17 protein-coding genes, 2 tRNA genes and 3 rRNA genes are annotated in these 23,731 nt (G+C 57.8%); 4 read left to right on the top strand and 18 right to left on the bottom strand.

Annotation, left to right across the window (positions count from 1 at the left end):
• Positions 1-29: 29 nt before the first annotated feature.
• Both rimI and DLD99_RS24275 read right to left on the bottom strand, forming a co-directional pair.
• Positions 30-482, bottom strand: coding sequence for a ribosomal protein S18-alanine N-acetyltransferase (rimI, locus tag DLD99_RS24270; RefSeq protein ID WP_085709267.1), 453 nt, complete (start codon positions 480-482; stop codon positions 30-32).
• Positions 475-1,227 carry an energy transducer TonB gene (locus DLD99_RS24275; protein ID WP_114885537.1) on the bottom strand — a complete coding sequence of 251 codons (753 nt, stop codon included), beginning with the start codon at positions 1,225-1,227 and terminating at the stop codon, positions 475-477. The genes rimI and DLD99_RS24275 overlap by 8 nt, the downstream gene beginning before the upstream one ends.
• 231 nt (positions 1,228-1,458) lie before the next feature.
• Here DLD99_RS24275 and mksB point away from each other — a divergent pair, with 231 nt between their 5' ends.
• Genes mksB through mksF form a run of 3 tightly spaced genes read left to right on the top strand, consistent with a single transcriptional unit; the run spans position 1,459 to position 6,267 of the window.
• Positions 1,459-2,739 (top strand): Mks condensin complex protein MksB, encoded by a 1,281-nt coding sequence (mksB, locus tag DLD99_RS24280; RefSeq protein WP_162803512.1) that lies wholly within the window; start codon positions 1,459-1,461, stop codon positions 2,737-2,739.
• A complete protein-coding gene (gene mksE, locus DLD99_RS24285) occupies positions 2,729-3,430 on the top strand; it encodes an Mks condensin complex protein MksE (protein ID WP_085709264.1) in 702 nt (233 codons plus the stop codon). The genes mksB and mksE overlap by 11 nt, the downstream gene beginning before the upstream one ends.
• Positions 3,427-6,267 (top strand): Mks condensin complex protein MksF, encoded by a 2,841-nt coding sequence (gene mksF, locus DLD99_RS24290; protein WP_085709263.1) that lies wholly within the window; start codon positions 3,427-3,429, stop codon positions 6,265-6,267. Before mksE ends, mksF begins: the two co-directional genes overlap by 4 nt.
• Before the next feature lie 67 nt (positions 6,268-6,334).
• Here mksF and DLD99_RS24295 read toward each other — a convergent pair whose 3' ends face one another.
• The 14 genes from DLD99_RS24295 to DLD99_RS24365 all read right to left on the bottom strand — a co-directional run bounded on the left by DLD99_RS24295 (position 6,335) and on the right by DLD99_RS24365 (position 21,795).
• A complete protein-coding gene (locus DLD99_RS24295) occupies positions 6,335-8,638 on the bottom strand; it encodes a PqiB family protein (RefSeq protein ID WP_114885541.1) in 2,304 nt (767 codons plus the stop codon).
• Positions 8,631-9,254, bottom strand: coding sequence for a paraquat-inducible protein A (locus DLD99_RS24300; protein WP_085709261.1), 624 nt, complete (start codon positions 9,252-9,254; stop codon positions 8,631-8,633). The genes DLD99_RS24295 and DLD99_RS24300 overlap by 8 nt, the downstream gene beginning before the upstream one ends.
• A complete protein-coding gene (locus DLD99_RS24305) occupies positions 9,241-9,900 on the bottom strand; it encodes a paraquat-inducible protein A (protein WP_085709260.1) in 660 nt (219 codons plus the stop codon). The genes DLD99_RS24300 and DLD99_RS24305 overlap by 14 nt, the downstream gene beginning before the upstream one ends.
• 150 nt (positions 9,901-10,050) lie before the next feature.
• A 5S ribosomal RNA gene (rrf, locus tag DLD99_RS24310) occupies positions 10,051-10,166 on the bottom strand.
• A 164-nt stretch (positions 10,167-10,330) separates the two neighbouring features.
• Positions 10,331-13,221 (bottom strand): 23S ribosomal RNA (locus tag DLD99_RS24315).
• A 243-nt stretch (positions 13,222-13,464) separates the two neighbouring features.
• A tRNA-Ala gene (locus tag DLD99_RS24320) sits at positions 13,465-13,540 on the bottom strand.
• A gap of 30 nt (positions 13,541-13,570) precedes the next feature.
• Positions 13,571-13,647 (bottom strand) — tRNA-Ile (locus DLD99_RS24325).
• 81 nt (positions 13,648-13,728) lie between these two features.
• Positions 13,729-15,265: ribosomal RNA gene (locus tag DLD99_RS24330) — 16S ribosomal RNA — on the bottom strand.
• The 16S, 23S and 5S rRNA genes sit together here with 2 tRNA genes alongside, the layout of an rRNA operon.
• Positions 15,266-15,806: 541 nt before the next feature.
• Entirely contained in the window at positions 15,807-16,430 is a 624-nt protein-coding gene (msrQ, locus tag DLD99_RS24340) for a protein-methionine-sulfoxide reductase heme-binding subunit MsrQ (RefSeq protein ID WP_114885543.1), read from the bottom strand.
• Positions 16,430-17,443: a protein-methionine-sulfoxide reductase catalytic subunit MsrP gene (msrP, locus tag DLD99_RS24345; protein WP_114885545.1), complete on the bottom strand. Its 1,014-nt coding sequence runs from the start codon at positions 17,441-17,443 to the stop codon at positions 16,430-16,432. The genes msrQ and msrP overlap by 1 nt, the downstream gene beginning before the upstream one ends.
• Positions 17,444-17,506: 63 nt before the next feature.
• Entirely contained in the window at positions 17,507-18,364 is an 858-nt protein-coding gene (pssA, locus tag DLD99_RS24350; RefSeq protein WP_085712132.1) for a CDP-diacylglycerol--serine O-phosphatidyltransferase, read from the bottom strand.
• A 147-nt stretch (positions 18,365-18,511) separates the two neighbouring features.
• Positions 18,512-19,528: a ketol-acid reductoisomerase gene (gene ilvC / locus DLD99_RS24355; protein WP_007959661.1), complete on the bottom strand. Its 1,017-nt coding sequence runs from the start codon at positions 19,526-19,528 to the stop codon at positions 18,512-18,514.
• Between the two features lie 48 nt (positions 19,529-19,576).
• Positions 19,577-20,068 carry an acetolactate synthase small subunit gene (ilvN, locus tag DLD99_RS24360; RefSeq protein WP_003205610.1) on the bottom strand — a complete coding sequence of 164 codons (492 nt, stop codon included), beginning with the start codon at positions 20,066-20,068 and terminating at the stop codon, positions 19,577-19,579.
• A 2-nt stretch (positions 20,069-20,070) separates the two neighbouring features.
• A complete protein-coding gene (locus DLD99_RS24365) occupies positions 20,071-21,795 on the bottom strand; it encodes an acetolactate synthase 3 large subunit (RefSeq protein ID WP_085712358.1) in 1,725 nt (574 codons plus the stop codon).
• A gap of 400 nt (positions 21,796-22,195) precedes the next feature.
• On the opposite strand from DLD99_RS24365, the gene DLD99_RS24370 reads away from it, so the two are divergent.
• Positions 22,196-22,612, top strand: a complete 417-nt coding sequence (locus DLD99_RS24370; protein WP_114885547.1) for a DUF4124 domain-containing protein — start codon at positions 22,196-22,198, stop codon at positions 22,610-22,612.
• Between the two features lie 18 nt (positions 22,613-22,630).
• Here DLD99_RS24370 and DLD99_RS24375 read toward each other — a convergent pair whose 3' ends face one another.
• Together DLD99_RS24375 and DLD99_RS24380 are read right to left on the bottom strand one after the other, a co-directional pair.
• Positions 22,631-22,966, bottom strand: a complete 336-nt coding sequence (locus tag DLD99_RS24375) for a YqcC family protein (RefSeq protein WP_114885549.1) — start codon at positions 22,964-22,966, stop codon at positions 22,631-22,633.
• Positions 22,966-23,718, bottom strand: coding sequence for a tetratricopeptide repeat protein (locus tag DLD99_RS24380; RefSeq protein WP_085712135.1), 753 nt, complete (start codon positions 23,716-23,718; stop codon positions 22,966-22,968). Before DLD99_RS24380 ends, DLD99_RS24375 begins: the two co-directional genes overlap by 1 nt.
• Positions 23,719-23,731 lie beyond the last annotated feature (13 nt).

Here is a 23,731-nt window from a genome sequence, read left to right on the forward strand (position 1 = left end):
CCTCAGATTGAAGCAGCTTCCAACGGCGATCAGTCAACCAGGGTGCAGGCCATGACCACGGCGTCTTCACGCCCGCCCACTGCCGGGTAGTAATCGCGACGACGGCCGATTTCATTAAAACCGTAGCGCTCGTACAGGCGGAACGCCGCTGTGTTGCTGTCGCGCACTTCCAGGAAACACTCCCGAGCATCGGCCGCATAGGCACGGGACATCAGGTATTCAAGTAATGTCAGCCCAAGGCCGCGGCCCTGATTCTCTGGCTTGACCGTGATGTTGAGCAGGTGCGCCTCATCCAGAATGATCTGCACCACACCGTGGCCGACCTGCTGCTCGCCTTCGAACATCAACCAGATCTGGTATTTGCCAAGGCCGTCGAGAAAAATCCCGCGCGTCCAGGGATGGCTGTAGGCCGCGAATTCAATTTTCAGCACAGCGTCCAGATCGGCTTCGACCATCGGACGGAAGGTTACCGCATCACTCATTCGATTCTTTCCAGCGCGCCATCAGCCGACGCATGGCTTGCCACACGGCGGCTTTGCGCTGTGGCTCTTCCATCAACAATTCCAGTCCCGGCACGGCCCAGGCCAGGCCAAGACCCTCGATCTGCAATTCACTGTTGAACGCCTCGGCGTCCTTCTCACCGGCGAAGCGCACCGCCGGCAGACCGATCAGCCACAGGCAGGCGCACTGTGCGGCTTCCATTTGCACCGAAAGGAAACCCTGGACGAAATCCCGGGCCGCATCCGGCCCCTGATCCATGGTGCCGCGCACCAGCAGTGGCCAACGCACCGGATCGCCGACGATCTGCGGCGCATCCGGCAGACCGGCGGCCCGCAGCATGTCCTTGAGCAGCAGATAGGCCGGATCCCGGCTCTGGAACGATTCGCCTGTGGGTAACTCCACCAGCAACAGGCAACGACCGGCGCGCAGCAATTGCAGGGCGAAACGCGGTGGCGGCACCGGCGCGGGCCGTGCGACCACCGGCGCTTCTTCGGCTTCCTCCACCGGTTTGGCGGCAGGGCGGCCGCTGGCGGGCGTTGGTCGCGGGACCTCGATCTTCGGCCGTTCGACCACGCGCGCGGCCTGCTGAGCCGGCGCGTCAGCCGGGGAAGCCGGTGCGACGGACAGCAAAACCTCGGGCTCTGGCTCCAGCGGCTCCAGCAGCTCGGGCCGCGACGGTGCGGCGAAGGGCAATTCGGTACGCGGCAGCCAGTTGACCACCTGCATGGCGTTCAAATAGGCGCGGCGGCGGGACTCGATTAGCAAGGGTCGGCCACTTGTGGATAACTGAAGTGCGCTGATTCTACCGCCCTTCGCTCAAGATCGCCCGCTGTTGATCGATAGTCTTGACCGATACCTTGACGCAAAGAAAAGCGACAGTCCGTCCCGAGAGTGAATCGCATCCCGCGTGATGCAGTACAATCGCGGCTTTTAATCGCCAACCAGCCGGCCATTCCGATGATCGAACCCAAGCGCGTCTTGCGCGCCCTCGCTGAACACTGGGCACTTCTGGAGCCACTGTGCGAGCACTTCGACCAGGGCACCCTGAGCCTCAACGAACTGCGCACGCAACTGGCCGCCCAACAACTGGAAAGCACGCCGCAGGACATCACCAGCCTGCTCGACGTGTGGATTCGCCTCGATATTCTGGTCCCCGTGGCGAAAAGCCCGAACCGTTTCGAACTCAACGCGCAAATCCACGACTTCCTCGCCTACCTGCGCCGGGAACACCGTCTGGGCCTGTGCCTGGAAATCGAAGCCTACCTGCGTCACCTCGAGCGTCTGGCCGGCTACATTCAGGATGCGTTCGACATCCGCGACGGCAATGACCTTGCCCGTCAGTTGCGCCTGCTTGACATGCGCGTGCGCGACGTCCTGAAGAAACTCGACAACGACGAACAGGCGCTGGTGGCGGTGGCCGAACGGGCCAAGACCAGCGACCGGCAAATCCCCCTGCGTCAGCGTTACGCCGAAGTACTGGCGACCTGGGACGAATACGTCGAGCCGATGATCGATCTGGTGAACGCCGACGGCGCCTTCGAACAAGGCGTGCGCAAGGTCGAAACCGTGCTGTTGAAGATGCTCAGCGAACAGCAGCGCCTCGGCCATCTGGTCGATGACGACATGCTGCTGCGCACCCACGCGCGCATCCTCGAAATGCAGACCAGCGCCCAGTTGACCCTGCGTCACGCCCGGGAACTGCTGCTGCCGCTGCGCGAAGAAGCACGCCGGCACAACGCCGTAACCCGTGGTGCCGCGCTGGCGCTGGCGGCGATCCGCCGCAAAGGCATCGACGCCGTGCCGCAAGCCGCGATGCCGCTGTTCACCCGGCCGCAAAGCACCTTCCTCGGCAGCGCCAGTCAGGTTGAAGCCTACGTCTACGCCCTGGCCCGCTTCGAGCCGAAGCCGGCGCGCTTCCCCAAGGCGCACAAGTCGCAAAAGACCGGCGATGCCCCACGTGCACCGCGCACCGTGCGCGAAATGGTCGACCGCTGCGAAGAGTCCTTGCCAATGCCGGATCTGATGACCTGGCTGCTGGAGCAGGAGCCGGACGGCGCCACCGACGAATTGCTTTACTGGTTCTCGCGCCTGTCGCGGGAAAAACGCTTCAAGCGCGAGCGTCTGGAACGCCGCGAATACCACACTCACGAGCACCAGGTCAGCCTGCGCTCCTTCGCCCTGCTCTCGGCCCGCGACCCCGCCGCCGAGGATTCTGCGAGCACTCCACATGCATCTTGATCTTTCCGAACTGTCTCAACTGGCGCCGATCTTCCGCGAACTGTTCAAGGGCTACCACGTCAGCCGCCGCGATCCTGAGCTGTATGCGCAGCTGTCGAACTTCCAGGACCAGTACCGCACGCTGTTCAAGGCCCTGGGCTTCGAACTGGTCTGCGATACCCGTGGTTTCTACTACTTCGTGCCGGACATGGCCGCCGCCGCAGTGAACAAGACCGCCCAGCGTCTGGCGCTGTTCACCTTCATCCTTGTCGAGCACCTGGCTGACCAGGGCCGCGACCCGATCGCCGTGCTGGACGGCGGCAGCCTCGGTCGCGACGAACTGCCTTCGCTGCTGGAAAAGTACCGCGACCTGTTCATCCAGGCCGAAGTGCAGACCGTTGATGAGCTGGAAGAGAAAATCATGCGCCGCATGACCCAGCTCGGTTTCGCCGGCGAAGAAAACGGCGTGTACCGCTTCCTGCCGCCGATGCACCGCTTCCTCGACGTGTGCCTGTCGGTGCAGCAGGACCGCGATCTGGCGGCCAGCGTGCACAGCGTGCTGCCGTTACCGGCACCGGTGCTGATCGACGAGGAAGCCGAGGCCAGGCTGCTGGAAACCGACGATCCGCTAGACCTGACCGAGTTTGAAGAAGAAAGCGAAGAAGACGCACTGGCCCGCGCCATTGCCGAAGAACAGGAGTCCGACGCATGAGCCAGGAACGCTACGGCATCCGCCGCTTTGCCCTTTTGAACACCGCCGGTTACAGCCTCGGCCTGTTCCCGCTGGAAGAGCCGCTGTCGGTCTACGGCGCGAACAACCTCGGTAAATCCGCCTCGATCAACGCCTTGCAGTTCCCGATTCTGGCGCGCATGTCGGACATGAGTTTCGGCAAGTACAGCCTGGAACAATCCCGGCGTTTCTACTTTGCCTCCGACACCAGCTACATCCTCGTCGAAGTGAACCTGCCTCACGGCCCGCACGTGATCGGTGTGGTCGGTCGCGGCCCGGGTGGTGGTTTCGGTCACCAGTTCTTCGCCTACGCCGGCAAGCTCGACCTGGCCCACTACCAGAAAAACGATACCTGCCTGCGCCAGAAAGAACTGTTCAGCAACCTTGAGAAAGAAGGCCTGAAAGCCTACGAGCTCAAGCCTGATGAACTGCGGCGTTTGCTGGTCGGCGGTCATACGTCGATCCCGCTTGACCTGACCCTGATCCCGCTGCGCTCCACCAGCGAGCAGAGCCTGAAGACGTTCCGCGCACTGTTCATCAACCTGCTGCACATGCGCGAAATCACCGCCGCCAAGCTCAAGCAGCTGTTCCTCGATGCCTTCGAACACAGCCTGCGTTCCGGCAGCGTCGACTACATCGCCGCGTGCGAAGAAGCCTTCCGCGATGTGCGTCGCATGGAACAGGACTACAACTCGCTGGTGGCCGCCGGCCCCTTGGTCGAAGCCTTGGCCAACGGCGTGAAACAGCGCGACGTGCTGCGCGGCAAACTGCATCGCCTGTCGCCACTGCTCGACTCTCTGCTCGGCACCTGGTCGGACTACGCCACGGCGCGCAAGGAAGAGCTGACCATTCAGGCCGAGCACTACCGTCGCGAGCAGGACGACCTGCAGAACGACCAGCGCGGCGGCACTCAGGAGCTGATGCGCCTGGAGCGGGAAATCTCCGGCATCCAGCGCTGGCTGGGTGAGCTGTCGGTGCTGAAGAATCGCTTTGCGCTGATCGATGACGTGAAAGTGCTCGAGCAGCAACTGCTCGCCGCCAAGGACGCTCACGATGAACTGGCCGGTGCGCTGGCGCAGTCCCGTCAGTTCAGTGCCGAGGATCTCGAAGAACGTCTGCGGGATCTGGAAAAACGCCTGAAGTCGGTGAAGCAGCAACTCGATCACGCCGACAACAACAGCTACGCCCGCCTGCGCGAAGAGTTTTCGCAACAGGATGTTGAGCGTCTGATGCGTCTGTTCAACAGCGCGCTGTTCAGCCTGCCGCTGGGTGAGCACGGCATCACCCTCGACGAGGATGGCGAATGGGTGAAATCGGTCGAACTGATCCTCGACGGCTTCAAGGGCGAGCGTTTCGAAGTGCCGGGCCTGTCGATCGACATCTCGCACATCGAGCCGCCGGCCCTGCAAGCGCTGGCTGACCGTGCCGCGCTGCGCGATCAGAAAGAGCGTCTGGAAAAAGAACTCAAGCAACTGAAAACCCAGCAAGCCGTGGCCGCCGACCGCGCCGCGAGCAAGACCCAGACCGAAGCGCTGTACCAGCAGGTGCTGGATGCGCAGAAAGCGCTGGAAGATTTCCGTCGTACCCAGACCCTGAGCGCCGAAGAAGGCGACAAGCTCGAGCAACTGGCGCAGATGGAAGCCGCGCAGGACGAACTCAAGCGCTCCAGCGATGCATTCACCGAGCGCGTCCAGCAACTGTCGGCCAAGCTGCAACTGGTCGGCCGGCAGATCGCCGACATGGAAGCCAAGCAACGTACCCTCGACGACGCCCTGCGCCGTCGTCAGTTGCTGCCGGCGGATCTGCCGTTCGGTACGCCGTTCATGGATCCGGTCGACGATTCCATGGACAACCTGCTGCCGCTGCTCAACGACTATCAGGACAGCTGGCAAGGCCTGCTGCGTGCCGATGGCCAGATCGAAGCGCTGTACGCGCAAGTACGCCTCAAGGGCGTGGCCAAGTTCGACAGTGAAGACGACATGGAGCGACGCCTGTCGCTGCTGATCAACGCTTACGCGCACCGTACCGACGAAGCCCTGACTTTGGGCAAGGCCCGTCGCGCGGCGGTCACCGATATCGCCCGGACCCTGCGCAACATCCGCAGCGACTACGACAGCCTCGAGCACCAACTGGCGCTGTTCAACCGCGAGATCAACAAGCGTCAGGTGTCCAACCTGCAGAGCTTCCGCATCGTCCTTGCACCGAACAAGGAAGCGCTCAAGCACATCGACCAGATCATCCACAGCGCCGGTCAGTACGAAGAAGGCGAAACCCTGTCGGTGTTCGACCTGAGCCAAAGCGCCGAGCAGGACAACAAGAACGAAGAGGCCAAGGAATACCTGGCGCGGCTGGTGGCGGCAAACCACAACCAGCTCGGTCTCAAGGACTTGTTCGAACTGGCGTTCGAGATCACCAAGGTCAACGGTCAGCCGGTGATCCACACCGACATCGATGGCGCTGCTTCCAACGGCACCACGATGACCATCAAGGCGCTGACCAACATGTATTTGTTGCTGCACTTGATGGACCGCGATCTGGCCGGGCGTGTGCGCCTGCCGTACTACCTCGACGAGGCGGCGGACATCGACGAAAGGAACCAGGCCGCACTGCTGGAAACCAGCCTGCAACTGGGCTTCGTGCCGATTCTGGCGAGCGTGAAGCCGCAGGTCTGCGCCAGTGTCGCCATCGACCTGGAAGGCGGCAGCGGCCCGGCCGGCATCTACATCGACGAGGCGGACTGGAAGTACATCCGCCGCCACGATGTGGTGAAAGCCACCATCAATGTCGAAGCGGATGAACCGGAACTGGATGCGGTTTGATGCGTAGCTGACAGGCACAAAAAAGGGCCGCGATCCATTGGATCGCGGCCCTTTTCATTGGGCGGAATTATTTGCCGAGGGGGATTTTCGGCGCCCAGGTCAGCCACTCGTCTTCGAACTTGTCGAACAGCGGGAAGGTCTGCTCGGCGCGGGCCGGGTTGCCCATCCGCTCGCCATCCGGTGTGGCGAAGGCGATACCGCCCTGAATCGCGGTCTCAAGCGACTCGGTACGTACGGTCAGGCCATTGAACAAACCGATATCGAAGCCGACACCGCTGGTGTTCCAGAAGCGGCTGCCACTGCGTACCAGCGGCGCGTATTTCGGTTCGATCAGGATGTGCACCAGTACGCGGTCGGCGGTCTGACCCAGTTCGTAACCAGTGACTTTACCCACCGTAATTTCGCGATAGGTTACCGGCACGCCGGGTTTCAACGAGCCGCGGCGGGCAGCACTCAATACCAGGCTGAGGCCAGCCTCTTGTTTGCTCACTTCCGGTGGATTGGCCAAGGCCACGAAGTTCTTCTGCGGGCCTAGGCTCTTCGCCGCCGGCTGAACTTCGATGTACTGCCCCGTGACCAGGGTTTCCAGATTCGAGGTCTTGATCAGCCCCAGTTCCGGCTTGACCACCCAGAACTGACTGCCGACCCGGGCAATCTTCTCCGGGACTTCGGTGATGCGCGCGGTGAGAATCACCGATTGCAGATCATCGGTCAGGTCGACGCTTTCAATCTTGCCGACATCCAGTCCCTTGAAACGAACCGGTGTGCCGCTGCGCAAGCCGTCGGCGCGGTCCACCTTGATGGTCACCACCTCACCCTTCTGATTCGCGTCATCATGATTGGCGAACAGACGGAAGCGCGGAATCCGCTTCTGCAATGGCGCCTTGGCTTGCGGCGTTTCGAAGGCGATGCCGCCGGCCATCAGGGTCTGCAAGGACTCGCTCTTGACCTGTATCCCGCCAGTCAGACCGCCGGTCAGTGTGATGCCGCTGACGTTCCAGAACCGGGTCGAGGCGTTGACCAGGTTTTCGTATTCCTTCTCGATGTGGACGCCGATCACCAGTTGCTTTTTGGTCTTGGAGAACTGATAGCTCTGCACCGAGCCGACCTTGACCTGTTTGTAGAGAATCGGACTTCCGACCTCGATCGAACCGAGGCTGTCGGTGAACAGCACCAGGTGCAGACCCGGCGCCTTCAGATCCAGCGGCGGCGCTTTCGGCCGTGCCTCGAACTCGCGTTGCGGCGCACCGCCCTTGTCGCCCGGGCGCACGGCGATGTAGTTACCTTTGACCAACGCTTCCAGACCGGTGATGCCAGCCAGGGAAATCGACGGTTTGACCACCCAGAACTGGGTGCCGGTGACCAGATATTCTTCGGCCAATGGATCGAGGGTCAGTTCGGCGGTGGCGCTGGACAGATCCGGATCAATTTTCAGGGCTTTGAGGTTACCGACCTGAATGCCCTTGTACATCACCGGCGTACGCCCGGCCTGCAGACCTTCGAAATCGCTGAGTTTGACCTTCACGCGGATACCGGCAGCGGCCGCATCGAAGTCTTCATACAGACGGAACGGGAGGCTCGGATCGGTGGGAGGGCTGTCCTTGCGGTTCTCTGGCGTGGCGAAGGCAATACCACCGGCGACGATACTGGCCAGAGATTCGCTGCGCACTTTCACGCCGGACAGGTTGGCGTCGATGCTGATGCCGCTGGCGTTCCAGAAACGTGTGTGTTTGCGCACCAGTTTGGCGTAGGTCGGCTCGATGAACACCTTGAGTTCGACAGTGCTCTGGTCTTCCGACAGCACGTAACTTTTGATCTGACCAACTTTGATCTGCTTGTAGAACACCGGGCTGCCACGGTTCAGCGAACCCAGGCGATCAGCCTTGATCGTCAGGTGCAGACCGGGTTTGGAGTCCGACAACGGCGGCTCTTCGGCCAGGGCCTTGAACTTGCGGGTCGGCTCGCCTTCGCCCGGGCTGATCGCGACATAGTTGCCCGACACCAGGGTTTCCAGACCAGTGATACCGGCCAGGGTTACGCTCGGTTTGACCAGCCAGAAGCGGGTGCTGGTCTTCAGGTATTGATCGACATCCTTGTTCATCTCGATGGTGGCGATCACGCCTTTGGTACCGCCTTCGTCATCAAGCTTGAGGGCTTTGACCTTACCGACAGACATGCCTTTGTAGACCACTTCGGTCTTGTTGGCCTGGATGCCTTCACCACTTTCGAAACGCACCTGAATCTCGATGCCGGTTTCGTTGTAGGCACGCCATCCCAACCAGCCGCCGATGATCAGGGCAATCAGGGGCAGTACCCAAATGGCAGACCAGTTCGAAGCCGGTCGGGTTTTCGCTACGGGCAAATCAGTCATGGTCGGCGTCCGACTCCGTGTTATCCCAAATCAGTCGGGGATCGAAAGTGACAGCGGCGAGCATCGTCAGAATCACCACACTGGCGAAGGCGATGGCGCCCAGATTGGCTTCGACGCTGGCAAGCCGGCCGAAGTTGACGACCGCCACCAGAATGGCGATCACGAAAATGTCGAGCATTGACCAGCGGCCGATGAACTCGATGAAGCGGTACATCCAGATTCGCTGGCGTGCGGACAACGGCTGACGCCGCTGTACCGAAAACAGCAGTAGCGCGATACCCACCAGTTTGAAGGTCGGCACCAGAATGCTGGCGATGAACACCACGGCAGCGATCGGAATCATGCCGTGCTGCACCAACTGGATGACGCCGGACATGATGGTGCTCGGATCACCCTGGCCCAGCGAGCTGACCGTCATGATCGGCAGGACGTTCGCCGGAATGTAGACGATCGCGGCCGTGATCAGCAGCGCCCAGGTACGCGCGAGGCTGTTGGGCCGTCGGGCGTGAACCAGCGCACCGCATCGGGTGCAGGTCTGTACGTCGCTGTCGGCATCCTGCTTGTTCAGTTCGTGGCATTCGGTACAGATCAGAATGCCCGCATCAATCGCCCGCATGGGCATCTTCTCCTGATAACGCCTGCCAGATCTGGTGCGGTGACATCACCACTTCGAGCCAGACCTGAACCAATAACAAACCGATGAAACATGCCAGACCGAGACCGACGGTGATGGCCGCCATGTCCGCCAGTTTGACGATCGCCACCAGGACGCCCATGAGGTAGACCTCAAGCATGCCCCAGTCTTTGAGGTGGTGATAAATGCGGTAGAGCAACAGGCCGTAGCTACGACCGATGTTGAAACGGATGGTCAGCAACACGATCAACTGGCACAGCAGTTTCAGCAGTGGGATCGCCATGCTGCACAGGAATACGACGACTGAAACACCGCGCATATCGGTATTGAACAGACCGACAACGCCGCTCCAGACAGTGTCCTGCGACGATTGCCCGAGAACATTGAGCTGCATGATGGGTAAAAAGTTCGCCGGCACGTAGAGCAACAGTGCGGCAATGACCAGGGCAAGGCTACGTTGCACCACGTTATGACGGTGGGCATACAGTTCGTAGCCGCAGCGTGGGCAGAGGGCTTTTTCGCCGTGAGCAAGCTTGGGCTTGCGCATCAGCAGATCGCACTCATGGCAGGCCACCAAGTCATCCAGCGGTAAATCTGACAGCCCGGGGGCGTCAACCGAATCCGACATAAGGGCTCTGGCTCCGAAAAAGATGGGGTCTATTCTAGTGTTCTGATTCGAAAATAACTGTGCAAATTTGTTCGCTGTCACGGGCAAAAAACTTTCCAGCGGACAAAACAAAACCCCAACTGCTTTCGCAATTGGGGTTTCGGAATTTAATCTTGACGATGACCTACTCTCACATGGGGAAACCCCACACTACCATCGGCGATGCATCGTTTCACTTCTGAGTTCGGGATGGGATCAGGTGGTTCCAACGCTCTATGGTCGTCAAGAAATTCGGGTACTGACTCGTGACCGGATGGCCTCGCTTCAGCAAATTGGGTATGGATAGTTTTCGGTGCTTTGTGAGCGTCGAACTTTCGGTTCATTGCGTCTTCACACACCGCAATCTGGCTCTGCTCTTTATTCAGGAGCAGTCAAATTGCTTGGGTGTTATATGGTCAAGCCTCACGGGCAATTAGTATTGGTTAGCTCAACGCCTCACAGCGCTTACACACCCAACCTATCAACGTCGTAGTCTTCGACGGCCCTTCAGGGAACTCAAGGTTCCAGTGAGATCTCATCTTGAGGCAAGTTTCCCGCTTAGATGCTTTCAGCGGTTATCTTTTCCGAACATAGCTACCCGGCAATGCCACTGGCGTGACAACCGGAACACCAGAGGTTCGTCCACTCCGGTCCTCTCGTACTAGGAGCAGCCCCTCTCAAATCTCAAACGTCCACGGCAGATAGGGACCGAACTGTCTCACGACGTTCTAAACCCAGCTCGCGTACCACTTTAAATGGCGAACAGCCATACCCTTGGGACCGGCTTCAGCCCCAGGATGTGATGAGCCGACATCGAGGTGCCAAACACCGCCGTCGATATGAACTCTTGGGCGGTATCAGCCTGTTATCCCCGGAGTACCTTTTATCCGTTGAGCGATGGCCCTTCCATACAGAACCACCGGATCACTAAGACCTACTTTCGTACCTGCTCGACGTGTCTGTCTCGCAGTCAAGCGCGCTTTTGCCTTTATACTCTACGACCGATTTCCGACCGGTCTGAGCGCACCTTCGTACTCCTCCGTTACTCTTTAGGAGGAGACCGCCCCAGTCAAACTACCCACCATACACTGTCCTCGATCCGGATAACGGACCTGAGTTAGAACCTCAAAGTTGCCAGGGTGGTATTTCAAGGATGGCTCCACGCGAACTGGCGTCCACGCTTCAAAGCCTCCCACCTATCCTACACAAGCAAATTCAAAGTCCAGTGCAAAGCTATAGTAAAGGTTCACGGGGTCTTTCCGTCTAGCCGCGGATACACTGCATCTTCACAGCGATTTCAATTTCACTGAGTCTCGGGTGGAGACAGCGCCGCCATCGTTACGCCATTCGTGCAGGTCGGAACTTACCCGACAAGGAATTTCGCTACCTTAGGACCGTTATAGTTACGGCCGCCGTTTACCGGGGCTTCGATCAAGAGCTTCGCGTTAGCTAACCCCATCAATTAACCTTCCGGCACCGGGCAGGCGTCACACCCTATACGTCCACTTTCGTGTTTGCAGAGTGCTGTGTTTTTAATAAACAGTCGCAGCGGCCTGGTATCTTCGACCGGCATGGGCTTACGGAGCAAGTCCTTCACCCTCACCGGCGCACCTTCTCCCGAAGTTACGGTGCCATTTTGCCTAGTTCCTTCACCCGAGTTCTCTCAAGCGCCTTGGTATTCTCTACCCAACCACCTGTGTCGGTTTGGGGTACGGTTCCTGGTTATCTGAAGCTTAGAAGCTTTTCTTGGAAGCATGGCATCAACCACTTCGTCGCCTAAAGGCAACTCGTCATCAGCTCTCGGCCTTAGAATCCCGGATTTACCTAAGATTCCAGCCTACCACCTTAAACTTGGACAACCAACGCCAAGCTGGCCTAGCCTTCTCCGTCCCTCCATCGCAATAACCAGAAGTACAGGAATATTAACCTGTTTTCCATCGACTACGCTTTTCAGCCTCGCCTTAGGGACCGACTAACCCTGCGTCGATTAACGTTGCGCAGGAAACCTTGGTCTTTCGGCGTGGGTGTTTTTCACACCCATTGTCGTTACTCATGTCAGCATTCGCACTTCTGATACCTCCAGCAAGCTTCTCAACTCACCTTCACAGGCTTACAGAACGCTCCTCTACCGCATCACTTGCGTGATACCCGTAGCTTCGGTGTATGGTTTGAGCCCCGTTACATCTTCCGCGCAGGCCGACTCGACTAGTGAGCTATTACGCTTTCTTTAAAGGGTGGCTGCTTCTAAGCCAACCTCCTAGCTGTCTAAGCCTTCCCACATCGTTTCCCACTTAACCATAACTTTGGGACCTTAGCTGACGGTCTGGGTTGTTTCCCTTTTCACGACGGACGTTAGCACCCGCCGTGTGTCTCCCATGCTCGGCACTTGTAGGTATTCGGAGTTTGCATCGGTTTGGTAAGTCGGGATGACCCCCTAGCCGAAACAGTGCTCTACCCCCTACAGTGATACATGAGGCGCTACCTAAATAGCTTTCGAGGAGAACCAGCTATCTCCGAGCTTGATTAGCCTTTCACTCCGATCCACAGGTCATCCGCTAACTTTTCAACGGTAGTCGGTTCGGTCCTCCAGTCAGTGTTACCTAACCTTCAACCTGCCCATGGATAGATCGCCCGGTTTCGGGTCTATTCCCAGCGACTAGACGCCCTATTAAGACTCGCTTTCGCTACGCCTCCCCTATTCGGTTAAGCTCGCCACTGAAAATAAGTCGCTGACCCATTATACAAAAGGTACGCAGTCACAGAACAAAGTCTGCTCCCACTGCTTGTACGCATACGGTTTCAGGATCTATTTCACTCCCCTCTCCGGGGTTCTTTTCGCCTTTCCCTCACGGTACTAGTTCACTATCGGTCAGTCAGTAGTATTTAGCCTTGGAGGATGGTCCCCCCATATTCAGACAAAGTTTCTCGTGCTCCGTCCTACTCGATTTCATGACTAAGAGATTTTCGCGTACAGGGCTATCACCCACTATGGCCGCACTTTCCAGAGCGTTCCGCTAATCTCAAAGCCACTTAAGGGCTAGTCCCCGTTCGCTCGCCACTACTAAGGGAATCTCGGTTGATTTCTTTTCCTCAGGGTACTTAGATGTTTCAGTTCCCCTGGTTCGCCTCTTGCACCTATGTATTCAGTGCAAGATAACCATCTTGTGATGGCTGGGTTCCCCCATTCAGACATCTCCGGATCAAAGTCTGTTTGCCGACTCCCCGAAGCTTTTCGCAGGCTACCACGTCTTTCATCGCCTCTGACTGCCAAGGCATCCACCGTATGCGCTTCTTCACTTGACCATATAACCCCAAGCAATCTGGTTATACTGTGAAGACGACATTCGCCGAAAATTCGAATTTCTCAACTAAGAGAACTCACAAATTTTACCTTAGCCTGATCACCACCAGTGAAAGTGGCTCTCAGTCTATCTTTCTATCACATACCCAAATTTTTAAAGAACGAACTAGTCAAAGACTAGAAATCAACATTCACCATCACACGATGGAATGCTCATTTCTAAGCTCTTACTTCAGAAGCAGTAGTGGTGGAGCCAAGCGGGATCGAACCGCTGACCTCCTGCGTGCAAGGCAGGCGCTCTCCCAGCTGAGCTATGGCCCCGTATTTCTACAGGCGTTTCCCACACAAAATTGGTGGGTCTGGGCAGATTCGAACTGCCGACCTCACCCTTATCAGGGGTGCGCTCTAACCAACTGAGCTACAGACCCAATTTCGGGCTGCTTCTTTCGTCTTCTTCAATGAATCAAGCAATTCGTGTGGGAACTTATGGAGCAGCTGATGTCGTCGATTAAGGAGGTGATCCAGCCGCAGGTTCCCCTACGGCTACCTTGTTACGACTTCACCCCAGTCATGAATCACACCGTGGTAACCGTCCTCCCGAAGGTTAGACTAGCTACTTCTGGTGCAACCCACTCCCATGGTGTGACGGGCGGTGTGTACAAGGCCCGGGAACGTATTCACCGCGACATTCTGATTCGCGATTACTAGCGATTCCGACTTCACGCAGTCGAGTTGCAGACTGCGATCCGGACTACGATCGGTTTTATGGGATTAGCTCCACCTCGCGGCTTGGCAACCCTTTGTACCGACCATTGTAGCACGTGTGTAGCCCAGGCCGTAAGGGCCATGATGACTTGACGTCATCCCCACCTTCCTCCGGTTTGTCACCGGCAGTCTCCTTAGAGTGCCCACCATAACGTGCTGGTAACTAAGGACAAGGGTTGCGCTCGTTACGGGACTTAACCCAACATCTCACGACACGAGCTGACGACAGCCATGCAGCACCTGTCTCAATGTTCCCGAAGGCACCAATCCATCTCTGGAAAGTTCATTGGATGTCAAGGCCTGGTAAGGTTCTTCGCGTTGCTTCGAATTAAACCACATGCTCCACCGCTTGTGCGGGCCCCCGTCAATTCATTTGAGTTTTAACCTTGCGGCCGTACTCCCCAGGCGGTCAACTTAATGCGTTAGCTGCGCCACTAAGAGCTCAAGGCTCCCAACGGCTAGTTGACATCGTTTACGGCGTGGACTACCAGGGTATCTAATCCTGTTTGCTCCCCACGCTTTCGCACCTCAGTGTCAGTATCAGTCCAGGTGGTCGCCTTCGCCACTGGTGTTCCTTCCTATATCTACGCATTTCACCGCTACACAGGAAATTCCACCACCCTCTACCATACTCTAGCTCGCCAGTTTTGGATGCAGTTCCCAGGTTGAGCCCGGGGATTTCACATCCAACTTAACGAACCACCTACGCGCGCTTTACGCCCAGTAATTCCGATTAACGCTTGCACCCTCTGTATTACCGCGGCTGCTGGCACAGAGTTAGCCGGTGCTTATTCTGTCGGTAACGTCAAAATTGCAGAGTATTAATCTACAACCCTTCCTCCCAACTTAAAGTGCTTTACAATCCGAAGACCTTCTTCACACACGCGGCATGGCTGGATCAGGCTTTCGCCCATTGTCCAATATTCCCCACTGCTGCCTCCCGTAGGAGTCTGGACCGTGTCTCAGTTCCAGTGTGACTGATCATCCTCTCAGACCAGTTACGGATCGTCGCCTTGGTGAGCCATTACCTCACCAACTAGCTAATCCGACCTAGGCTCATCTGATAGCGCAAGGCCCGAAGGTCCCCTGCTTTCTCCCGTAGGACGTATGCGGTATTAGCGTTCCTTTCGAAACGTTGTCCCCCACTACCAGGCAGATTCCTAGGCATTACTCACCCGTCCGCCGCTGAATCCAGGAGCAAGCTCCCTTCATCCGCTCGACTTGCATGTGTTAGGCCTGCCGCCAGCGTTCAATCTGAGCCATGATCAAACTCTTCAGTTCAAACATCTTTGGGTTTTTAAGAAACCCTAAACTTGGCTCAGCAATCGTTGGTTACATCTTTGATTTCTCGCGGAGTAACTTGCGATGCTGATAATCTTGTTGACTATCAGTCTGACCCCACAAGCACCCACACGAATTGCTTGATTCAGTTGTTAAAGAGCGGTTGGTTAAGATCTTTCGTCTCAACCGAGGCGCGCATTCTACAGCAGCCTCATTTGCTGTCAAGTGATTATTTTCAGAAGTTTTCGAAGATTTCTTCAACAACTTCAACCACTTGCGCTTCCGATCTCTCGTTAGCGGGAGGCGAATTCTACAGCGTTACACGCTGCTGTCAACACCTCTTTTTCTCCGCTTTCGATCGAGAAGACCGAACCGTTGAAAGCACCAGACAAACCGGCATTTCCAACTCCTTCCAGGCTTCGATGATCTGAAGCAACTCACTATCGAAATCTGCATAACTCATTGAATCTCAAGGAGTTTTCCGTTTCGACTGCGCCGGAAGTGGGGCGAATTATAGAGACTCAGAATCTGCCGTCAACCCTTAATTTCGCTTTTCTTGCAAAACCTGCCTTTTACCCGGAAAACGCGGGATTCGGCGAGCCACCGGTGGTAGTCGTAGCACAAGAAGCAACCCTCCTATAAAGGCATAAATCGCCCATTCCTTAAGATCGGCACGCACAATCCACAGCATATGCAGCAATCCAAGGCCAAGTATCACGTACGCCAACCGATGCAACCTCTTCCAGCGCGCGCCCAATCGACGCTGACTATAACGATTGGACGTCACCGCCAATGCCAGCAACCCCAAAAACCCCAGCGTGCCGACAATAATGTACGGACGCTTGCGCAACTCCACGCCCAGTTGCGACCAGTCGAAACCCAGGATGAATGCCATATAGCTGCATAAATGCAAAACCACATACGCAAAACACCAAAGCCCCAACTGCCGGCGCACAGCGATCCACCCTGTCCACCCCGTAAGCTTCTGCAACGGCGTCATGCTCAAAGTAATCAACAGCAACACCAGTGTCCCAAGCCCAAGCCGATCGACCAGCACTTTTCCGGGATCCGGCCCAAGCAGATCCTCAAAGGCCTGATAGAACCACCACAACGGCCAGATAGCCGCCGCAATAAAAACGCTCACACGCCAGAACGGATATCGCATCAGTAGTTCTTCCGCAGATCGAGCCCTGTATATAAAGAAGCGACTTCGTCCGAGTAGCCGTTGAACATCTGCGTATCACGCACATTCGGCTTGAACAGACTATTGGGAAGGCGCCGCTCCCGAGCCTGAGTCCAGCGAGGGTGATCAACCGTCGGGTTCACGTTCGCATAGAACCCGTATTCATCCGCCGCAATGCTCTGCCAGGTCGTCTTCGGCTGTTCACTGACCAGACTGATACGCACGATGGATTTGACACTCTTGAAGCCATACTTCCACGGCACCACCAGACGCAACGGCGCGCCGTTCTGATTCGGCAATTCCCGGCCGTACATCCCGACGGCCAGGATCGCCAACGGATTCATCGCCTCATCCAGACGCAAGCCTTTTACATAAGGCCAGTCGATCAGGGCAAATCCTGAACGCTGTCCCGGCATGCTCTTGGGATCCTGCAAGGTTTCAAAACGGATGTATTTGGCGTTGGACGTAGGCTCGACCTGCTTGAGCAGCGCCGAAATGGGAAAGCCGATCCAGGGAATCACCATCGACCACGCCTCGACACAACGCAGGCGATAAATGCGCTCCTCCAACTGATAAGGTTTCATGAAGTCTTCCAGTGCATAACGCCCCGGCTTACCCACCTCCCCGTCCACCACCACACTCCACGGTTCGGTCTTCAGCGATCCGGCATTCGCCGCCGGGTCACCCTTGTCGGTGCCGAACTCATAGAAGTTGTTGTAGTGGGTCGCGTCCTTATAGGGCGTGATCGCCTCATCCTTGACGTTTACGGCCCCCCATTTAATAGAAGGCTGCTTGTCGGCAAACCAGGCGGGCGCATGTCCGGGCTCGACATCGGCATAACGGGCAGCCTCTTCGGCACTGGCCCAACGCGGCAGACTGCTCACAGCCAGACCGGCCGCCGTAGCACCGAGCAATTGTCGGCGAGAGAGATAAATGGATTCAGGCGTGACGTCCGACTCGTGGCAGTCGGACGCTTTGGGGAATTTGATCAGCATGACAACTCCGCAGTTTTGGAGGACAGATGCACCCATAGACTGCGGAGTATGAGGGAAATTACATCACTCGACGTTTTTGTGGCGACGAAGATGCAACAGGTACTGCACCGGGCCCGAAGCCGCATAGGCGAGGAACACCAGCAGCAGGATACGCGGAGGATCACTGAACACCACGGCGAACACCAGCACCACCGCCAGGATCGCAACAAATGGCACGCGCCCTTTCAGATCCAGCTCCTTGAAGCTGTTGTATTTGATGTTGCTGACCATCAGCATGCCGGCAGCCGCTACCATCAATGCAACGAGGAACGACATCTTCGAACCCTGGATTCCGTAGTCGCTGAATGCCCAGACAATCCCCGCTACCACACCGGCAGCCGCCGGGCTGGCCAGACCGATGAAGTAGCGCTTGTCGGCAGTGCCGACCTGAGTGTTGAAGCGCGCCAGACGCAACGCCGCACCCGCCACATAGATGAAGGCGACCATCCAGCCGACCTTGCCCATGTCACCCAGGGCCCAGCCAAATGCCAGCAATGCTGGCGCGACGCCGAAGGCAACCATGTCCGACAGCGAGTCGTACTCGGCACCGAATGCACTTTGCGTGTTGGTCATGCGTGCCACGCGGCCGTCGAGACCATCGAGCACCATGGCGACGAAGATCGCGATGGCCGCGAAGGCGAAGTACTTGCTCGCATTCGCCGAATCCCCGGCGCTCAAGGCAGCCTGGGCACTCATCGAATTGATGATGGAATAGAACCCCGCGAACAGGTTCGCAGTGGTGAACAGGTTCGGCAGCAGATAGATACCACGATGCCGGACTTTACGACCTTCTGCGTCATGCCCTTCTTCGACATGTTCATCGATGGGCAGCAGGCTTTCGGCGTCTGAAGCCTGGTTCGGCTCTTCGGGACGTTCGCTCATGGACATTACCTTGCAACGGATTGGACATTTTCGACAGGTGTCTGGGACGACGGTTCGGCCACAAACGATGCAGCTTTATACCAGAACCGCCCGCCCATACGAAAAAACGCGGCCGAGGCCGCGTTTTTTCTTACAAGGGTCGAAGACTTAGTTTTTGGCTTTGTCGACGATCTTGTTGGCACCGATCCACGGCATCATGGAGCGCAGTTGCTCGCCGATGATCTCGATACCGTGAGCGGCGTTGTTACGACGCTTGGCGGTCATCGAAGGGTAGCCGGTTGCGCCTTCGCTGATGAACATTTTGGCGTATTCGCCGTCCTGAATACGTTTCAGGGCGTTGCGCATGGCCTGACGGGATTCGGCGTTGATCACTTCCGGACCCGTCACGTACTCGCCGTATTCAGCGTTGTTGGAGATCGAGTAGTTCATGTTGGCGATACCGCCTTCGTACATGAGGTCAACGATCAGTTTCAGTTCGTGCAGGCACTCGAAGTAGGCCATTTCCGGCGCGTAGCCAGCTTCAACCAGGGTTTCGAAACCGGCTTTTACCAGTTCAACGGTACCGCCGCACAGAACGGCTTGTTCGCCGAACAGGTCGGTTTCGGTCTCGTCCTTGAAGGTGGTTTCGATGATGCCGGTACGACCGCCACCCACGCCGGCGGCGTAGGACAGCGCAACGTTCTTGGCGTTGCCCGAGGCGTCCTGGTAGATCGCGATCAGGTCAGGGATACCGCCGCCTTTCACGAATTCGGAACGTACGGTGTGGCCCGGGGCTTTCGGCGCGATCATTATCACGTCGAGGTCGGCACGCGGAACAACCTGGTTGTAGTGGATCGCGAAGCCGTGGGAGAAGGCCAGAGTGGCGCCTTTCTTGATGTTCGGCTCGATTTCGTTCTTGTACAGCTGGGACTGGAACTCGTCCGGGGTCAGGATCATGACCAGGTCGGCGCCGGCAACAGCGGCAGCCACGTCGGTCACTTTCAGGCCGTGGGCTTCTGCCTTGGCAACAGTGGCCGAACCTTTACGCAGACCGACGGTAACGTCGACACCGGAGTCTTTCAGGTTGCACGCTTGAGCGTGGCCCTGGGAGCCGTAACCGATGATGGCAACTTTCTTGCCCTGGATGATCGACAGGTCGCAGTCTTTATCGTAGAAAACTTTCATGAATTTCCCCTTTATATCCAGGCCGTTCAGGCCAATCGCTAATTTGGTTTAGATGCTGAGTACTTTGTCGCCGCGGGCAATACCGGTGACGCCACTACGGACGGTTTCCAGAATCGATGCGGTGCCGATGGACTGAATGAAGCTGTCGAGCTTGTCGCTGGTACCGGTCAGTTGAACGGTATACACGCTGGCACTGACGTCGACGATCTGTCCACGGTAGATATCGGTGGTGCGTTTGATCTCGGCGCGCTGGGCGCCAGTGGCCTTGACCTTGACCAGCATCAGTTCGCGCTCGATGTGAGCACTTTCCGACAGGTCCACCAGCTTGACCACTTCGATCAGCTTGTTCAGGTTTTTGGTGATCTGCTCGATGATTTCATCGTGGCCGACAGTGGTCAGCGTCAGACGCGACAGGGTCGGGTCTTCGGTTGGCGCCACGGTCAGGCTTTCGATGTTGTAGTTGCGCTGCGAGAACAGGCCGACTACGCGAGACAAAGCACCGGGTTCGTTTTCCAGAAGCAAGGAAATAATGTGCCGCATGATTAGGTACGCTCCGTCTTGCTCAGCCACATATCGCGCATCGAGCCGTCTTTGATCTGCATCGGGTAGACATGCTCGCTGGTGTCGACCGAAATATCGATCACGACCAGGCGATCCTTCAGGGCGAACGCTTCTTCCATCTTCGACTTCAAATCTTTCGATTCGGTGATGCGCACGCCGACGTGACCATAGGCTTCGGCCAGCTTGACGAAATCAGGCAGCGACTCCATGTACGAATGCGAGTGACGGCTGCCGTAGCTCATGTCCTGCCACTGACGCACCATGCCCAGAACACCGTTGTTCAGGATCACGATCTTCACCGGCAAACCGTATTGCAGGCAGGTCGACAGCTCCTGGATGTTCATCTGGATACTGCCTTCGCCGGTGACGCACGCAACGTCAGACTCGGGGAAGCTCAAGGCGATACCCATCGCGGCCGGCAGACCGAAGCCCATCGTGCCCAGACCACCGGAGTTGATCCAGCGGTTCGGCTTGTTGAACTTGTAATACTGCGCAGCGAACATCTGGTGCTGGCCCACGTCGGAGGTCACAAAGGCGTCGCCCTTGGTCACTTCGCACAGGGTTTCGATCACGGTCTGTGGCTTGATCTTGCTCCCGTCACCCTTGTCGTAAGGGAACAGGCCGCGATCACCGCGCCATTCATCAACCTGCTTCCACCAGCTGGTGACCGCTTCCTTGTTCGGGGTTTCGCCGATTTCCTTGAGGATCGCGACCATTTCGGTCAGGACGCTCTCCACCGGGCCAACGATTGGCACGTCGGCCTTGATGGTCTTGGAAATCGAAGCCGGGTCGATGTCGATGTGAATAATCTTGGCGTTCGGGCAGAACTTCGGCGCGCCGTTGATCACGCGATCGTCGAAACGCGCGCCGACAGCCAGGATCACGTCGGCATGGTGCATCGCGAGGTTCGCGGTGTAACTGCCGTGCATGCCGAGCATGCCGATGAACTGACGGTCAGTGCCAGGGTAACCACCCAAGCCCATCAAGGTGTTGGTAACCGGCAGGTTGAGCATTTGCGCCAGTTCGGTCAGCGGCGCGGAGCCGTTGCCCAGAATCACGCCACCGCCGGAGTACAGCACGGGACGCTTGGCCGCCAGGAGCATTTCTGCCGCCTTGCGGATTTGCCCGGAGTGACCGCGAACGGCCGGGCTGTAAGACCGCAGTTTGGCTTTCTTCGGGAAGATGTATTCGAACTTCTCGGCCGGGTTGGTCATGTCTTTCGGGATATCGACCACGACCGGGCCCGGACGACCGGATTGCGCCAGGTAGAAGGCTTTCTTCATGACTTCCGGGATTTCCGAAGCGTGCTTGATCATGAAGCTGTGCTTCACGATCGGCCGGGAGATACCGATCATGTCGGTTTCCTGGAACGCATCGGTGCCGACCATGGTGCTTGGCACCTGACCGGAAATGATCACCATTGGAATCGAGTCCATGTAGGCCGTGGCAATACCGGTGATGGCGTTTGTGGCGCCTGGACCGGAAGTCACCAATACCACGCCGGCTTTACCGGTGGCACGGGCGTAGCCGTCAGCCATATGGGTAGCCGCTTGTTCGTGACGAACCAGGATGTGGGTCACTTCCGGTTCTTTGAACAGGGCATCGTAAACATGAAGGAGAGCACCACCCGGGTACCCGTAGATATATTTGACGCCTTCGTCACGCAAGAAGCGGACGAGCATCTCACCGCCAGATAAAAGCTCCACGTTGTTCACCTCTAAAACGCCAGAATACCGTCCACAAAAAGGCGAACGGGTCTTAATAGGTTTACTTCTCGGCAGAGCATGAGCGACGGTGGTCGCCGACTACGTCAGCACTGACTGAGCAAGTATTGGGATCGTCCCAAGTGTTGCGGGCCTTTCCCACCCAGCGCGAGGTAACGCGTTGCGGGTGTAACAGGTCGACGCGGATATGCGCCTCATGATCTGCCGAGAGGGTCTGCTTCTGGCAGTCCCTGTACAGCGGACTTTGGATTCTTCTGTTTCGCCCTCTCCAAGTCAAGCCGTCAATGTGCTTAATTGTGGGTAAGCACATGAGAACGCAAGAAAAAACCTGAAAAGCGCTACTCTGTTAGCGTCAATTGCGCAATTTTGCCAAGGAATCAGCATGCGAACGCTCCTCGTCATACTGCTGATCGGCCTCAGCCCCTGGTGCATGGCCGGTCAGATCTACAAATGGGTCGATGCCCAAGGTGTCACACACTTCGATGCGCAGCCGCCGCAGGGGCAATCGGCGACCACCCTGCAAACGCCGCCCTCGCCCGCTCCGCGCCCGACTGCAATGCCCGGCAGCGGCGCGCTGGGCGATCAGAAAGCCATCGACGACAAGGTCAGGAAACAGGTCGCCGAGCAACAGGCTCAGCTCAAGACCTTCTGTGAACAGGCGCGCACGAACCTGGCGCAGCTGCAGAACAATCCGCGCCTGAGGGAAGAGACCGAGGGGGAGTTGCGTCGACTGAGCGATACGCAACGTCAGGAGCGTATCGCAGAGACGCAGAAACAGATTGCCGAAAACTGCCAGTGATCACTGGCTGTCGGCCGTTCAGCGCGAAGCGGTGATCAGCAGGTCGAACTCTTTGAGCAACACCTGCAACTGCCGATCCTTGCCCTGCAGGTTGCGCTGGGCGAAAACCATCTCGGCCATTTCCTGAATGCCCGAGGCATTGGGCAATGGCAGGTTCTGTTCGAGGATCATCTTCATCCGCGGCAGGAAGATCCATTGCAGCCACTGTTCGAAATCGAGGGTGTCGACCGAAAACGGTTCGACACTGCTCAAGGCTTCGACCGAAGGCTGGACATCATCCCACCAGCCCTGGGCACGCAGTTCGCGTTCGATCAACAACAGTTGATCGGCGACTTTCGAAAAGCGAGCGTCCATCACAACGAAACCTTGGCCTTCTGACGGGCCAGTGCGGCGCCGGCGGAATCACCTTGTTTCTCACGCGCCTGAGCGATCAGTTCCCACAGGCTGGCCTGCAAGTCCGGACGACCATTGGCCATGGTCAGCGCGCGGCGGGCGGTTTGCTCGGCTTGCGGGGCGTCGCCCTGCGCCATGCGCACTTGTGCCAGGCGGTAAAGCACTTGCGGCTCACGCGGAGCTACGCGTTGAGCGCGCTCAAGGCTGGAGGACGCGCCGTTGAGGTCGCCACCGGCCTGTTGTTGCTGCGCCGTGCTCAGCAAGGCAAGCACCGGACCGTCCAGTTGCTCATCGGCAGACAGACCGCCGCCGCTGCTGGCCGAAGGAATGCCGCTAGGCGTCGAAGGCATGCTGTAGCTGCCGGAGCTGATCGGTGCCGATTCGACCGGCGAAGGGTTGTACGGCCCTGCGGTGATACCGCCGGACGCCGGCCCCGGCACGATCGGCGAGCTGCTGATCGGTGTCGAAGCCGCTGCGCCACCAGGAACCATGACCACTACACCGGTATCGCCTTGCGGGATGGCCTGCGATTGCGCCTGACCCTGCACAGGTCGTTTCACCGTCGTCTTGCGGAAGCCGCCGTTGGCCGAAAGACGCTCGCTGTTGGACACGGTAGTGCCGGAATCCACAACCGGAATCGAACCACGCTGTACGGTGGAGCAGCCGCTGAGCAAAGCCACGGCGGTCACCGCTGGAATCAACCACTTGTTCACTTGAAACCCTCTT

This window comes from Pseudomonas kribbensis (genome assembly GCF_003352185.1).
In the GTDB taxonomy this organism is placed as follows: domain Bacteria; phylum Pseudomonadota; class Gammaproteobacteria; order Pseudomonadales; family Pseudomonadaceae; genus Aquipseudomonas; species Aquipseudomonas kribbensis.

Excerpts from the sequence above, each read along its gene's own strand:
- rimI (WP_085709267.1), bottom strand. The coding sequence starts at position 482 with ATGAGTGATGCGGTAACCTTCCGTCCGATGGTCGAAGCCGATCTGGAC.
- DLD99_RS24275 (WP_114885537.1), bottom strand. The coding sequence starts at position 1,227 with ATGCAGGTGGTCAACTGGCTGCCGCGTACCGAATTGCCCTTCGCCGCA.
- mksB (WP_162803512.1), top strand. The coding sequence starts at position 1,459 with ATGATCGAACCCAAGCGCGTCTTGCGCGCCCTCGCTGAACACTGGGCA.
- mksE (WP_085709264.1), top strand. The coding sequence starts at position 2,729 with ATGCATCTTGATCTTTCCGAACTGTCTCAACTGGCGCCGATCTTCCGC.
- mksF (WP_085709263.1), top strand. The coding sequence starts at position 3,427 with ATGAGCCAGGAACGCTACGGCATCCGCCGCTTTGCCCTTTTGAACACC.
- DLD99_RS24295 (WP_114885541.1), bottom strand. The coding sequence starts at position 8,638 with ATGACTGATTTGCCCGTAGCGAAAACCCGACCGGCTTCGAACTGGTCT.
- DLD99_RS24300 (WP_085709261.1), bottom strand. The coding sequence starts at position 9,254 with ATGCGGGCGATTGATGCGGGCATTCTGATCTGTACCGAATGCCACGAA.
- DLD99_RS24305 (WP_085709260.1), bottom strand. The coding sequence starts at position 9,900 with ATGTCGGATTCGGTTGACGCCCCCGGGCTGTCAGATTTACCGCTGGAT.
- msrQ (WP_114885543.1), bottom strand. The coding sequence starts at position 16,430 with ATGCGATATCCGTTCTGGCGTGTGAGCGTTTTTATTGCGGCGGCTATC.
- msrP (WP_114885545.1), bottom strand. The coding sequence starts at position 17,443 with ATGCTGATCAAATTCCCCAAAGCGTCCGACTGCCACGAGTCGGACGTC.
- pssA (WP_085712132.1), bottom strand. The coding sequence starts at position 18,364 with ATGAGCGAACGTCCCGAAGAGCCGAACCAGGCTTCAGACGCCGAAAGC.
- ilvC (WP_007959661.1), bottom strand. The coding sequence starts at position 19,528 with ATGAAAGTTTTCTACGATAAAGACTGCGACCTGTCGATCATCCAGGGC.
- ilvN (WP_003205610.1), bottom strand. The coding sequence starts at position 20,068 with ATGCGGCACATTATTTCCTTGCTTCTGGAAAACGAACCCGGTGCTTTG.
- DLD99_RS24370 (WP_114885547.1), top strand. The coding sequence starts at position 22,196 with ATGCGAACGCTCCTCGTCATACTGCTGATCGGCCTCAGCCCCTGGTGC.
- DLD99_RS24375 (WP_114885549.1), bottom strand. The coding sequence starts at position 22,966 with ATGGACGCTCGCTTTTCGAAAGTCGCCGATCAACTGTTGTTGATCGAA.